This is a genomic window from Solibacillus sp. FSL R5-0449 (assembly GCF_037975215.1).
In the GTDB taxonomy this organism is placed as follows: domain Bacteria; phylum Bacillota; class Bacilli; order Bacillales_A; family Planococcaceae; genus Solibacillus.
In genome coordinates this window covers 2,507,855-2,522,053 of record NZ_CP150239.1, presented here as the reverse complement: position 1 = coordinate 2,522,053, position 14,199 = coordinate 2,507,855, and the positions used below count along the sequence as shown (strand labels likewise).

The 14,199-nt window shown below is 39.1% G+C and carries 15 protein-coding genes; 9 read left to right on the top strand and 6 right to left on the bottom strand.

The annotated features are described in order from the left end of the window. Positions 1-17 precede the first annotated feature (17 nt). Both MKY27_RS12520 and MKY27_RS12515 read right to left on the bottom strand, forming a co-directional pair. The gene (locus MKY27_RS12520) at positions 18-833 is read right to left on the bottom strand and encodes a cysteine methyltransferase (RefSeq protein ID WP_339172698.1); all 816 of its coding nucleotides are present in this window, start codon (positions 831-833) and stop codon (positions 18-20) included. 90 nt (positions 834-923) lie between these two features. Beyond that, positions 924-2,177: an NAD(P)/FAD-dependent oxidoreductase gene (locus MKY27_RS12515; RefSeq protein WP_339176634.1), complete on the bottom strand. Its 1,254-nt coding sequence runs from the start codon at positions 2,175-2,177 to the stop codon at positions 924-926. Positions 2,178-2,440: 263 nt separating this feature from the next. Between MKY27_RS12515 and MKY27_RS12510 the strand changes: the two genes are divergently transcribed. Further along, on the top strand, positions 2,441-4,057 hold the full coding sequence (locus tag MKY27_RS12510) for a polysaccharide biosynthesis protein (RefSeq protein WP_339195463.1): 1,617 nt from the start codon (positions 2,441-2,443) through the stop codon (positions 4,055-4,057). A 51-nt stretch (positions 4,058-4,108) separates the two neighbouring features. Next, the gene (locus MKY27_RS12505) at positions 4,109-4,819 is read left to right on the top strand and encodes a pseudouridine synthase (protein ID WP_339195460.1); all 711 of its coding nucleotides are present in this window, start codon (positions 4,109-4,111) and stop codon (positions 4,817-4,819) included. A 193-nt stretch (positions 4,820-5,012) separates the two neighbouring features. Here the strand turns inward: MKY27_RS12505 and MKY27_RS12500 are convergent, their stop codons facing one another. Next, positions 5,013-5,234 carry a DeoR family transcriptional regulator gene (locus tag MKY27_RS12500; protein WP_008408196.1) on the bottom strand — a complete coding sequence of 74 codons (222 nt, stop codon included), beginning with the start codon at positions 5,232-5,234 and terminating at the stop codon, positions 5,013-5,015. A gap of 326 nt (positions 5,235-5,560) precedes the next feature. Here MKY27_RS12500 and pepV point away from each other — a divergent pair, with 326 nt between their 5' ends. The 6 genes from pepV to MKY27_RS12470 all read left to right on the top strand — a co-directional run bounded on the left by pepV (position 5,561) and on the right by MKY27_RS12470 (position 11,459). Continuing rightward, entirely contained in the window at positions 5,561-6,952 is a 1,392-nt protein-coding gene (gene pepV, locus MKY27_RS12495) for a dipeptidase PepV (RefSeq protein WP_339195458.1), read from the top strand. A 19-nt stretch (positions 6,953-6,971) separates the two neighbouring features. Then, positions 6,972-7,823 (top strand): D-amino-acid transaminase, encoded by an 852-nt coding sequence (gene dat, locus MKY27_RS12490; protein WP_339195455.1) that lies wholly within the window; start codon positions 6,972-6,974, stop codon positions 7,821-7,823. A 116-nt stretch (positions 7,824-7,939) separates the two neighbouring features. Further along, positions 7,940-8,938 (top strand): nuclease-related domain-containing protein, encoded by a 999-nt coding sequence (locus tag MKY27_RS12485; RefSeq protein WP_339195452.1) that lies wholly within the window; start codon positions 7,940-7,942, stop codon positions 8,936-8,938. Between the two features lie 3 nt (positions 8,939-8,941). Continuing rightward, positions 8,942-9,862, top strand: a complete 921-nt coding sequence (locus tag MKY27_RS12480; protein WP_339195449.1) for a diacylglycerol kinase family protein — start codon at positions 8,942-8,944, stop codon at positions 9,860-9,862. Between the two features lie 65 nt (positions 9,863-9,927). Then, positions 9,928-10,575, top strand: coding sequence for a tRNA (guanosine(46)-N7)-methyltransferase TrmB (gene trmB, locus MKY27_RS12475; RefSeq protein ID WP_339195447.1), 648 nt, complete (start codon positions 9,928-9,930; stop codon positions 10,573-10,575). A 23-nt stretch (positions 10,576-10,598) separates the two neighbouring features. Beyond that, positions 10,599-11,459 carry an MBL fold metallo-hydrolase gene (locus MKY27_RS12470; protein ID WP_339195446.1) on the top strand — a complete coding sequence of 287 codons (861 nt, stop codon included), beginning with the start codon at positions 10,599-10,601 and terminating at the stop codon, positions 11,457-11,459. A 41-nt stretch (positions 11,460-11,500) separates the two neighbouring features. Here the strand turns inward: MKY27_RS12470 and MKY27_RS12465 are convergent, their stop codons facing one another. The 3 genes from MKY27_RS12465 to MKY27_RS12455 all read right to left on the bottom strand — a co-directional run bounded on the left by MKY27_RS12465 (position 11,501) and on the right by MKY27_RS12455 (position 12,835). Next, a complete protein-coding gene (locus MKY27_RS12465; protein ID WP_339195445.1) occupies positions 11,501-12,184 on the bottom strand; it encodes a DUF3169 family protein in 684 nt (227 codons plus the stop codon). Beyond that, entirely contained in the window at positions 12,184-12,387 is a 204-nt protein-coding gene (locus tag MKY27_RS12460) for a helix-turn-helix transcriptional regulator (protein WP_339172676.1), read from the bottom strand. Before MKY27_RS12460 ends, MKY27_RS12465 begins: the two co-directional genes overlap by 1 nt. A 133-nt stretch (positions 12,388-12,520) precedes the next feature. Then, entirely contained in the window at positions 12,521-12,835 is a 315-nt protein-coding gene (locus MKY27_RS12455) for a PepSY domain-containing protein (protein WP_339172673.1), read from the bottom strand. A 146-nt stretch (positions 12,836-12,981) separates the two neighbouring features. On the opposite strand from MKY27_RS12455, the gene MKY27_RS12450 reads away from it, so the two are divergent. Then, complete coding sequence (locus MKY27_RS12450) at positions 12,982-14,058, top strand: M42 family metallopeptidase (RefSeq protein WP_339172670.1); 1,077 nt, start codon at positions 12,982-12,984, stop codon at positions 14,056-14,058. Positions 14,059-14,199: the final 141 nt, after the last annotated feature.

Here is a 14,199-nt window from a genome sequence, read left to right as displayed (position 1 = left end):
ACCGGGATTGACTCTTTCTATATGCTCGCTGTAAACTTTTCGATAAGATCCTGCAAATAATCGTCATATTGTTCTTCATTGCGCTTTTTCATTTCTTCCAAAACCTGATTTAAAAATGTTTTGTTGTCCATAAACTGATCAGGCAACGTTTCATATAGTAGCTGATGATGGTAATTTTCCTGATCCAAATATAGCTCAAAATAATAGCCGAGCTTTTCGTCTTCATTGAACATATGCATCATGCAATCTACTTCATAGCATTGCATTATAAAATCATGTTTAAAGCCAACCTGAACGGTAAATGCGATATGTCCGCCTTCACTGTCCAATTTAAAAGAATCCATATCTGAAATTATTTGGTTTTTATGCATGAGCCAGTACAGTTCATTTGCCTGCCGATTTGTCGTAAAGCTTGTAATTCCTTTTGGCGCATTTTCAATGAAGAAATGTTTTGCCAGTTTTGCTTGCACGGCCTCTTCAATTGATGAAGAAGAAGCAATTTTATCGAGCTGCTGACAAACGACTAGCAATAGTGCCGGACTTTTTTGCAAATGTTCAACAATCTTTTTTAATTGCATCGGGCAAACATTTGGGATATTGACTAAATCGACAGCCAAAGTCATGCCGACGCCTTGTTTATTTAAGCCGAGTATCAAATATAATGGAACACTTTTCGCATAGGAGTTATTTTTTTCGACATAGCAAAAAACACGAATGGAAAAGGTAAATTCATCTTTATTACGATTGCTTATTTTAGTGCAAGATAAATGCGTTTGCATTAGCTCATCTGATGCTAAATAAAGCATAGTCTGGTTTTTTTGAGAATTATTCATCGTGCCGTATCCTCCTGAGTGTACATACCTCTTATGATACTAGGGAATGATGAGCAGTTCTAGTATTTTTACGATTAAAATCAGATAACATTACTGTTGACCAGCACTCATACCTGCAATTCGACCTGTTACGAGCGCGGAAGTAATATTATAACCCCCTGTATAACCGTGAATATCCAAAATCTCACCACAGAAGTAGAGTCCCTGTTTTTTCTTGGAAGCCATTGTTTTTGGTTCTATTTCTTTTACCGAAACACCGCCCCCAGTAACAAATGCCTTTTCGATCGGTTGGGTACCGTGAACGTCCATCGTAAATGCGACAAGTTCACGTGCAAAATTGCGAATCTTCTCCTGAGATAATTCTATGCCTGTTAACTGTGCGTCAATACCTGCGCGCTCCATTAAAAATAGAAGCCAGCGTTCCGGAACAAGTGATTTCCATAAGTTTTTCACCGCTTTTTTCGGTTCTTCCTTAATTGTTTTATTCAACATTTGGAAGCATGTTTCCTCGTTGTATTCCGGTAAAGATTGAATTCGGACTTGTACGGGCGCGCTGCCGGATTTCAGCTGCTCTTTTACAATAAATTGGCTGCATCGTAAAATGGCAGGACCACTTAAACCGAAATGCGTAAACAGCATATCCATCTGATGTGTAACAAGAACTTTTCCTTTTTTATTCAGGACAGAGACAGCTGCATCACGTAATGCCAGCCCTTGCAGCTCACGTGATTGAATGAATGGTTCTTTAGAAGTTACCGGAACTTCTGTAGGGTAAAGCGTAGTAACGGTATGGCCAGCACGTTCTGCCCACGGATAACCGTCTCCAGTTGAGCCTGTTTGAGGAACAGCTTTACCGCCGACTGCGACAACAACTGCATTAGTACGGATTTCTTCGCCGCTCTCCAAACGTACACCATAGATCTTTTCATCATCCATGAGTAATTTATTTACTGCCGTGTGTAAACGGACTTCCACTTTTAATCGTTTCATTTCATTAACAAGGGCATCTACAACATCTTGTGCGCGGTTGGAGACAGGGAACATACGTCCATGATCCTCTTCTTTTAATGCCACGCCAAGCCCTTCGAAAAATGCAATGATATCTTCATTATTATAAACGGTAAAGGGACTGTATAAAAAACGTCCATTGCCGGGTATATGTTTTATGATTTCTTCCGCTGATAGTCGATTTGTTACGTTGCAACGTCCACCACCTGATATGGCCAATTTCTTTCCTACTTTTGAGCCCTTTTCAAGGAGCAGCACTTTTTTGTTTTGCTCGGCTGCGGCGATTGCTGCCATCAATCCTGATGGGCCGCCTCCTATTACAATTACATCATACATAGATAATTTCTCACTTTCTTTTGCAAAAATTTTTTCGTTCAACGGATTTTTCTCTTACTTATTATACACGAAGTGAAGAAACTATTTGAGTAAATGGTCTTTCACATGTAAACTTGTAAAAGGAAATGTACGGGAACTTTTTGAGGAGAGTACCGTCACATGAAGGAAGTTAAATAATGTAAATAAATAACTTGCTCTACAGATTTGTAAGGTAAGTGAATTGTTATACTAAGAGAATTTCATATAGAACGGTAGGTTATTTCATGTCTTCATTAATGAAAGGAACAGCCATATTGACAATCGGGTTGTTTCTATCAAAGCTTTTAGGGTTAATTTATATTTTCCCGTTTTACGCCATTGTAGGTGAAGATAATATTGCTTTATACAATTACGCCTACATTCCTTATAACATTATGTTAAGTGTTGCCATTGCGGGACTGCCGATTGCAGTTTCAAAATTCGTCTCGAAATATAATGCACTTGGAGATTATGATGCCGGCCGAAGACTAGTAAAAACAGGTGCATTACTGATGACGCTTACAGGAATTGTAGCGTTTATTTTAATGAATCTGCTTGCAACACCGCTTGCAAATATAGTGATTGACAGTGAAGAACAGACATTTACTGTTGAGCAAGTAGCGAACGTGATCAAATGGGTGAGCTATGCATTAATTGTTGTACCGTTTATGAGTTTAGTACGTGGTTACTTGCAAGGGTACGGCCACTATTTACCGACATCTGTTTCTCAGTTAGTCGAGCAGATCGTGCGCATTGTCTTTTTACTTGGTGGGGCATTCCTCGTTGTTAAAGTGATGGGCGGTGATGAGATTGCCGCAATTAATTTCTCAGTGTTTGCTGCATTTATCGGCGCGATTGGCGGACTGTTGACATTGTTTTATTTCTGGAAAAAGCTACGCCCTGAAATTAAGGCTGTTCAAACTGTTGCACCAAAAGAACAGAGGCTTCCTTATTCGGATATGTACAAAGAAATTTTCAAATATTCGATTCCTGTTGTTTTTGTCGGGTTGGGAGGATCGTTATTCCAGCTTATCGATTTGCTGACATTTAACCGTGCGATGAGCGCAAGTGGAGTACCGGCGGAAATTTATGAACCGTATTTTACAATGCTCAATTTGCTAACACAAAAAATCGTCATGATTCCTGTTGTGTTGGCGACAGGCTTTTCAATGGCCATCATTCCAACGGTGACGAAATTTTATACGGAAGGTAATTTGCGTCAAGTACATAGTGCGATGGATAAAACGTATCAAGTACTGCTGTTTATTACTGTACCGGCAGCGATCGGAATTTCGATTTTGGCGGAAGATTTGTATCATTTCTTCTATTCCTTCAGCGAAATGGGTACACAAGTATTAAGTCACTATGCACCACTTGCGATTTTCTTTGCTTTATTTTCAGTAACAGCTGCTATGTTACAAGGGGTCAATTACCAAAAGTGGGTCATCTTCAGTTTACTTGTCGGCTTGCTTACAAAGACGATACTCACGATACCGCTTATTCACCTCATGTCGGTAGATGGAGCAATTTTAGCAACAGCACTTGGCTATGGAGTGACAATCGCAATTAATATTTTTGTCCTGAAAAAAGTGACAGATTACAATGCGACAGTTGTGTTGCGACGTATTTTATTAATTATTATTCTCACTGTTGTGATGGCTTTAGGTGTATGGATTACACATATGATTTTAACAGCGATTGCCCCGGCGGATACAAAAGTCTTGGCACTGCTGTATGCAATTATTTGTGCAGGAGTCGGTGCGATTCTTTACGGCGCGATTTCTTATCGGCTAGGGTTAGCCCAATTATTATTAGGTGAAAAATTCACGAAAATTGCACGTAAATTAAGATTAGTAAAATAAAAATGAGGACGTCTACAATAAAAGGCGTCCCCTTTTTTCATGGAGGACTTTATGCGTTTAGATAAATTATTGGCCAATATGGGCTACGGCTCACGAAAAGAAGTAAAACTATTATTAAAGCAAAAAGCGGTAACAGTGGACGGAGTTACAGTAAAAGATTCGGCAATGCATGTAAATCCTGAAAAGCAAAATGTTTCGGTATTCGGTGAGCGTGTGGAATATGTGGAGTTTGTTTATTTAATGATGAATAAACCACCGGGTGTCATCTCAGCTACAGAAGACCGTTATGATCAAACGGTCATTGATTTACTTGACCCGTCTTATCAGCACTTTAAGCCATTTCCTGTTGGACGGTTGGATAAAGATACGGAAGGATTGCTGTTAATTACAAATGACGGCAATTTAGCACATAATCTGCTTTCTCCTAAAAAGCATGTCCCAAAATGGTATTACGCGAAAATAGACGGAGTAGTTACGGAAGCCGATATCGAAACTTTCGCACAAGGTGTAACATTGGATGATGGCTATCATACAAAGCCGGGGGAATTAAAAATATTAGTTTCTGGCGAAGAATCGGAAATTGAACTGATGATCCAAGAGGGTAAGTTCCATCAAGTGAAGCGCATGTTCGAGGCGGTAGGCAAGAAAGTGACGTATTTAAAGCGTCTGTCAATGGGAACATTGGAGCTTGATGAAGAATTGGCTTTAGGGGAATACCGCGAGCTGACAGAACAGGAACTTGAACTTTTAGCGACAAAATAATAAACAAAGGAAAAGCGAATGCCCCGACGAAAAGGCATTCGCTTCTTTTAGTTCTCTGTGTCAAGAACTAAGTGAACGCTTGCTGAGTCAGCAATGTTCATAATATTTCATTTGTAACTGATCGACACCTTACGTTATGTTGGGACAATTAGTCCTTTCTCACAAAATAAAGAATCAGCCGCTTTCAAGAATTCTAAGATGTCATTTTTACTTTTTTCTTCGTCGTTGTCCATTTACCCCGACTTGGACTCATTACCAAGTCATTGAAGGCTAACACATTCAAATCTCTTTGAATGGTGCGAGGAGTGATGTTAAACTCTTCGACTAAATCCTGTGTAGTCACTTCTCCTTTATTCAGGATAAACATATACACGTCTTTAATACGATTAAGCATTCTATCAGTAGTTGGCTTCATTTCTAAAAACCACTCCTTCGATCTTAATTTCTCATGGCATAAGACTAGCGGACGACAAAATATGTGCGGAGTGCACTTAGGCTTTAATAGTTTGCCTTAGACATCCCCTTTTCTGAAAGTTTGGTCAGAATAGATGTTCTGACACATACATTATAGCGGAAAACCAAACAGATTTCCAGAAATGAAAGACGAAAAACACTATTTTTACAGAAAATTCATATATTTAATATTCCTAGAAATAGAGAAAATGATGATTTTGTCAAATGATTATTGTAATTTCAAGAAGAAGGAGTACAATAACAATATTATAAAAATGAGGTGTCGTGATGGATTGGTTACAACTGGCTCAGGAAAGAAAAGAAGAGCTTATTCAGGAATTACAGCAATTGATTCAAATAGAAAGTGTAAAAGATGAAAATAATTTTTCTGATATAATGCCTTTCGGTGCTGGACCTAAAGCAGCATTGGAATTCATGCTTCAAAAAGGTATCGAGCAAGGGATGATTACAAAAAACGTGGATCATATGGCCGGCCATATTGAAATGGGCCAAGGTGAAGAACTTGTCGGGGTACTTTGCCACGTAGATGTAGTGCCTGCAGGAGATGCTGCAAGCTGGACATATCCTCCGTTTGAAGGACAAGTGGCCGATGGAAAATTATTTGGCCGTGGTGCAATCGATGACAAAGGTCCAACAATGGCTGCATGGCTGGCGATGAAGCTGATTCATGATGCAAAAATTCCTTTGAAAAAACGTGTACGTATGATTATTGGCACAGATGAAGAAAGTGGATTCCAATGCGTAACGCGCTACTTCGAAAAAGAGGAAATGCCGACAATTGGTTTTGCACCTGATGCAGATTTTCCGCTAATCAACGCTGAAAAAGGTATTGCCCATTTAACGTTCTCAAGTAAAGAAAAACAATCAGGCGATGAGCAATTACTGTCATTCTATGCAGGCAACCGTACAAATATGGTGCCGGATGAAGCGACAGCTATTTTAAAATATGCCGAAGAAAGCACAAATGAGAATTTTCTGAAATATTTAAAAGAAAATGGTGTTGAAGGTACTTTCACTAAAAATGATAATGGGATTATAATTGTGGTGAAAGGTAAATCAGCTCATGCAATGGAACCGGAAAAGGGAAGAAATGCAGCAGTTTACTTAGCGAAATTTTTACAAAATGTTGTGAAGACAAAACAAAGTAAGGCATTTGTTGATTTTATTGTCCGTGTTTTTGAGGATCATTTTGGAGCAGCATTGGACTTCCAATTTGAAGATGCACTGTCAGGACCGACAACATTAAATCCTGGAATCATAAGCTTTGATGAGCGCGGTGCATCAATTGAAGTGAGTATGCGCTATTCTGTGACATATCCATACGAAGAAAAAATTACGAAAGCACAGGCACTACTGCAAAATGAAGCATTTACGCTAGATGTAGTGAGCAATTCAATTCCGCATTTTGTGAGCGAGGAAGATGAATTGGTGCAAACATTGCTGCAAGTTTACCGCAAATACAGCAATGACTACTCGAAGCCACTTTCAACTGGCGGAGGAACTTATGCGCGCGTTATGGAAAAAGGGGTCGCATTCGGAATGCTGTTCCCAGGCGAACAAGATGTTGCCCACCAGGCCGACGAATTTGTTGATATTGAAAACTTGATAAAGGCGGCTGCGATTTATGCAGAAGCAATCGTAAATTTAGCAACTAACTAATAAAAAGGTGGTATTTGAGATGAGCTTTAGTTTATGGAATGATCAAATTGTAAAAAATGAAGAAGTACTGGTGGATAAGGAAGACCGCGGTTACCAATTCGGCGACGGTGTATATGAAGTCGTGAAAGTATATAATGGAGAATTGTTTACAGCGACTGAGCATATTGACCGTTTTTATAGCAGTGCTGAAAAAATCCGCATTACAGTTCCTTATACTAAAGATAAATTGCACCAATTATTGCATGAACTTGTAGAAGCTAATAATATTGACACAGGTCATGTTTACTTCCAAATTACACGTGGTGCCGGCCCTCGTAACCACATTTTCCCTGGTGATAATGTGAAACCGGTAATTACAGGGAATACAAAAGAAAATCCACGCCCATTAGAAAACTTTGAAAAAGGTGTAAAAGCTACATTTGTGGAAGATATTCGCTGGTTACATTGTGATATTAAATCATTAAACTTGCTTGGTGCGGTTCTTGCAAAACAGGAAGCATATGAAAAGGGCTGCTATGAAGCGATTTTACACCGTGATGAAATCATTACGGAAGGTTCATCTTCAAATATTTACGGAATTAAAGAAGGCGTACTCTATACACACCCAGCCAATAACCTGATTTTAAATGGAATTACACGTCAAGTAATCATTAAATGTGCTGCGGAAATCGGTCTTCCTGTTAACGAACAGGCGATGACGAAAGAACAGCTGCTTGCTATGGATGAAGTAATCGTTTCTTCAACAACATCAGAAGTAACGCCAGTTATTGAAATTGACGGTAAAGTTATCGGCAACGGTACACCGGGCGAATGGACACGTAAATTACAAGCACAATTTGAAACAAAAATTCCAAAAGGGATTAAAGCTTAATTACTCAATTTAATAAAATAGCGCGTTGCTTAACGGCAAGGCGCTATTTTTTTTTGCAGATAACCTGTAGAATATAACGTAATGAAGATTTGGAATGAACTTAGGGAGTAGATAAAATGGCTCAGTTAATAAAACTTCAAGATTATATTTCACGATACGAAATTGACTTGGCACGCTATCCAACGCAGTTTATTCGCTTAAAGCAAAATCAGTGGGAGCGAATAAAGTATCAATGGCAGACGGGTGAAACAATCGAACGTTGGGAACATATTGAGGAAGAAGTAAAGGAAGAGAAGAAAAAATCACTGTTCCAAAAACTTTTCCCTTTCAAAAAAGATGTAGAAGTATTTGAAGAAGAACAAGAAGATATCGAAAAAGTGAACATTTCCAACGATTGGGCTGTAGAAGAAAATGCGTATCAGGAAGAAGATACGACGTTAATTTTTGAACCGAATCTTGTCTATACGCCAAAAACTTTGGAAGAACTTAAGAAAATGTTCATTGATCAGTTTTTTCATTTTCAAATGAAATGGGCAAGCTCGACATTACGTGAAAAATCTTATGTAGATCCAAAATTTATGCGTGATACATTATTGCGTTCCATGCTTCAAACATTGCCGGACAATTACTTAGTATTCTATTATCCGATTTTACGTGTAAAAAAAGCGCCGATAGAATTGGATATTATCATTATGACACCGACAGAATGTCTATGCATTACGGTTTTGGAACAGGAAAGTCAGGCGGTATATATAGCAAATAGTGAACGTTTCTGGTTAAAGAAGGTCGGGAAAAATGAAAAAAAAGTGTTAAGCCCTTTAATTCAATTAAACCGGATGGAAAAAGTGATCGAACAGATTTTTCAACAGAATCAAATTGAATTGCCGATTCGAAAAGTATTGTTAACACGAAATGGCTATATTGATTATCCTGGAACAATGTATGGCGTTTCATTTGTGGATAAACGAAAATTCCCAGAGTGGATGGGCCAATTAGCGCGTTCCGTTTCACCGATGAAGCATATGCAAATGCGTGGGGCACAATCCATCTTAAATACTGTTCAGACAACATCCTTTCATCGGGATATTTGGAATACGGAAAATAAGGAAGATTAAATAATGGAAGTGCATTTTATAATTAATCCTAAGGCAGGTAACGGCCAGGGGGTTAATCGTTGGCGCCATTTCCAAAAGCAGTTGACGATCCCTTATCAAATCCATTGGACAGAATACAAAGGTCATTCGCTTCTGCTGGCAAAGGAATTAGCCGGACGGTCAACAAAGGAAAACCCGGTCTGTCTAATTGCTATCGGAGGCGATGGGACAATCCATGAAGTGTTGAATGGCGCAATACATTATGACAATGTTTATATAGGGGCAATTTCGGCAGGTTCTGGCAATGATTTTGCGAGAGGATATAAAGCATTCGAAACGGGTGAACAGCTAGAGCAATTTGTAAACACAGTAAAAAGTACTTCACACGATTGCGGGGTAGTGAACCTCAATGGGATAACCAAATACTTCATTAATAATTTTGGTGTAGGGTTTGATGCATTAGTGGCGAATACCGCAAACAACTCCCCACTCAAAAGTACCCTTAATAAATGGAAACTGGGAAAGCTGAGTTATCCGTATTATGTCATTCAAGCCCTGTTTTCATATCGACCATTTACGCTTACGGTTTTCCAGGAAGAGAGAATAAGGCGCTATGAAAATGTGTGGTTTGTTACGGCGAGCAATCAGCCTTATTTTGGTGGGGGAATGAAATTATCTCCACAATCGAATACAACCGACGGCCGGTTCGAACTGACCGTCGTTTCCAATTTATCGAAATGGAAATTATTATTTCTTTTCGGAACAGTCTTTTTAGGGAAGCACACACTTTTGAAGGAAGTCGAGCAGTTTGCAGCGACGGATGTACAGTTGATTTTTGAGGATCCGGTCTTGGTACATGCAGACGGGGAAACTCAAAAGTTAACTCCTGGTCAAAATACAATTGAAATTTCCGTTCAGAAAAATGCGTGGAATTTAGCAAAATAAAAGCAAACGAAGCTATTTTCCGTTATAATATGAGGCAGCTACACAATAGAAAAGAGGATAAGTGAGTGAGATTAAAGCATAAACCATGGGCAGCGGAATATATTCAACAACATCCTGATGTCATTATTCCAAACCCGGAAGATTATAAGGGCAAGTGGAATGAAGCATTCGGCAACGACAACCCGATTCATATTGAAGTAGGTACGGGTAAAGGGCAATTCGTTTTAGGAATGGCGCTGCAAAATCCGGATATTAACTATATCGGTATTGAATTATTTGATAGTGTAATCGTTTGTGCCCTTGAAAAAATTGAAGCAGCTAACAAACCATCGAATTTGCGTTTATTAAAAGTAGATGGCGCGAAGCTGGAAGAGTTTTTCGGAAAAGGGGATGTGGACCGTGTCTATCTGAACTTCTCGGATCCATGGCCAAAAACGCGACATGCAAAACGTCGCCTGACACATGAAGGTTTCCTGAAAATTTATGAGAACATTTTAGTTGATAACGGTGAAATCCATTTCAAAACGGATAACCGTGGTCTTTTTGAATATTCACTCGTAAGTATGAACGAGTATGGTATGGGATTAAACTATGTATCGCTAGACTTACATGCGAATATGCCGGAAGATAATATTATGACAGAGTACGAGGAGAAATTCTCGAAACTCGGTCAGCCAATATATCGACTAGAATGCCAATACAAGACGAAATAATAACGATTTAGGGGGATGGAGAAATGGATCGATTTGAATTTCACAACATGACACTGACTTGGCTGCATGGGGGTGTCACAGCACTGGATGGCGGGGCTATGTTTGGGGTAGTGCCAAAAGCACTGTGGTCGCGTAAATATCCAGTAAATGAACTGAACCAGATTGAATTAGCATGTGAACCGATTTTAATTCAATACGAGGGGAAAAATTACTTGATCGATTCTGGCGTAGGTGCCGGTAAATTAAATGAAAAGCAGCTGCGCAATTTCGGTGTTTCCGAAGAATCAACAATCGAAAAAAGCTTAGCTGAAGCTGGATTACAGCCAAGTGATATTGATGCGATTTTAATGACACATCTGCATTTTGATCATGCTGGTGGTTTAACGAAGTGGGAAGGGGACAAGCTAGTTCCGGTTTTCCCGAATGCAGTTATTCACACGACACAGATTGAATGGGACGAGATGCGCAATCCGAATATCCGTTCCAAAAATACGTATTGGAAAGAAAACTGGGAGCCTGTACAGCATTTAGTCTCAACATATGAAGGGGAGCTTGAAGTGGCTCCGGGCTTAAAAATGATTCATACGGGCGGCCATAGTGAAGGACATGCGATTATCCGCCTTGAACAAAATGGTGAAGTGGCGCTACATATGGCGGATATTATGCCGACACATGCCCATCAAAATCCGCTTTGGGTATTGGCATATGATGATTACCCAATGACGAGCGTATTTGCGAAGGAAAAGTTAATGAAAGAAGCGCTGTCAAATGGCTACCGCTTTATCTTTTATCATGATGCGTATTACCGCATGATTCAGTGGGATACAACAGGCAAGGAAGTAACGGACAGCCTGGAACGTTCGAAACCGGCATTAATTAAGTAACACGAAAGCACCTGCATGATTTACGATGCAGGTGCTTTTTATTATCGGTTTCGTACTTTCAGTATATATTTTGTATTCACCGTGATCAGAATTAAAGCAATGATCAGAATGGCAAAAAGCTGGGATTCACCGGATGCGACTGAATAGAACATGCATAGTAACAATGAACAAAGTAATAAAATATTCGTCAAATTAAATGCGGAATATAAACCTTGTAACATGATATGGCGTTCGCCTTCATCGGACATTTCAAACATCTTTTTGGTATAGTGTTTATCATTATAAGAAGGGATTTCACGGTACGGATACACATATTTTATATAATTTCCTACTAATGGTATAGCGATAATAGCTATTAAAATAATAGGAACTGAAAGAATTTGAATACCAATTGACTGTTCTGTAATGATACCAACGCAAGCACCTGCAATACTGATAATTAATGACATATTAATTGCCAATGAAGCATCACTGTATAGCTTATATAAATTCTCTTCGTGCAAATCTTCGTCTTCACCACTAAGCTGCTGCAATGATTGTCTTTTTAACTGGGCTAATTTGATGTAGCCCCCAACAGCTAACAGAAGCGCAATGCCTAAAAATACAATGGTCATTTCTGTGGCAATTTCGTATAAAGGCAGAGTAAATTCGCCTGTTACGATAAAGGATCCTATAAGTCCCCCAATAAGACCTCCAAATAAAAACTGTTTTAACGTTCTTTTCATTATAATTCCTCCTCTTCAAAAATAAAAATCTCATCAATCGGTTCGTTCAAAATTTTTGATATTCTTACGGCTATTAATAGTGAAGGGACGAGTTCTTCGCGTTCAATCAGGCTAATCGTCTGTCTTGATACTTTTGCGCGTTTTGCTAATTCGGTTTGATTTAACTGATACCTTGCCCGCAACTCCTTTAGTCTTGTTTTCATTTCTTCACCTCTTGTATATGATTGTAAAATAGTTGAGTCAGTTTGACAAGTATTCTTGTCATAATGACTAAAATATTTTTATAATTGACCGAAAAAATACGATGACTAAAATTACGTCATCGCATCCTCTACATTATATTTGTTTAATATCAACAATGGCACCGGAACGTGCATCTGCTGCGAACTCGTAGTTTTCAAGCTCGCCATCGATTGTACGGGAAATACCTCCACGATAGACCGGAGTTTCTGTAAAGCCATTACTGAAGTTTTCTGTTTTCATGTAAATCCAAGAACCATCAATTGGTGCGTGTTTTTTAAATTCATCTTTGATGTTGGCTAAAATTTGATCTGGATTCGCAAATGGTGCGACACGATTGCTCATTTCTTTAACAATGACAGCTGCTGCCATCCCTGTTACTACCCCTATTGTAAAGTCTTTTAAATTCATCTCAAAATACCTCCTCAAAATAGTGACTACATTTACTTTATCATATTCTGAAAATAGAGTAAAAATAATAGAAGGTTCGAAAGTCGAAATATTGCTTGCAATTTGTGGTATAATGAATGCAAATCTACATTTAGAGGTGTTGCAGAATGAATCAAGATACACTTGCTCTTTTTAAAACATTAACAGAACTGCCTGGTGCACCAGGGAATGAGCGCGCGGTCCGCAATTTTATGCGCTCTGAATTAGCAAAATATTCTGATGAAGTTATCCAGGATAATTTAGGTGGCGTATTCGGCGTGCGTAAAGCAAAAGATGAACAAGCGCCAAAAATATTAGTCGCTGGCCATATGGATGAAGTTGCTTTCATGGTTACTTCCATTACTGAAAACGGCATGATCCGTTTCCAAACACTTGGCGGCTGGTGGAATCAGGTTATGCTGGCACAACGCGTTACGGTCTATGCAAAAGATCGTGAAATTCCGGGTGTTATTGCATCAATTCCGCCGCATTTATTAACAGATGCTGAGCGTTCAAAACCAATGGATATTAAAAATATGCTGATTGATATCGGGGCAGATTCTAAAGAAGATGCGTTGAATTTAGGTGTACGTCCAGGGCAATCCATTATTCCCGTATGCCCATTCACACCGATGGCCAATCCGAAAAAAATTATGGCAAAAGCTTGGGATAACCGATACGGCTGTGGTTTAGCGATTGAACTGTTAAAAGAGATTCAAGGTCAGGAAGTGAAAAGCCATATTTATTCCGGAGCGAATGTTATGGAAGAGGTCGGCTTACGCGGAGCGGCTGTTTCATCGAATATGATCAAGCCTGATCTATTCTTTGCATTGGATGCATCACCTGCGAACGATACAACTGGCGACAAAAATGAATTTGGACAATTAGGTAAAGGAACATTACTTCGAATCCTGGACCGTTCAATGGTAACACACCGAGGTATGCGTGAGTTCGTGCTGGACACAGCAGAATCAAACAATATTCCATACCAATATTTCGTTTCTCAAGGCGGTACAGACGCAGGACGTGTGCATACACAAAATGACGGTATTCCTTCTGCAGTAATCGGGGTTTGCTCACGTTATATTCATACTTCTGCTTCGATTATTCATGTGGATGACTATGCGGCGGCTAAAGAATTGTTAGTAAAATTAATTCAAACAGCAGACCGATCTACAATCGAAACTATTCGCGCAAACGTATAAAAAAATTCAATATTATATTATAATACAAGGATGCGAACTTATCGCATTCTTGTTTTTTAGTTGCGGATACTAGGTTGAACGTGACTTACATAGGAAATCGGTAAACCATTTTATACAGGTATAGACCGTTTAAAAACGAAC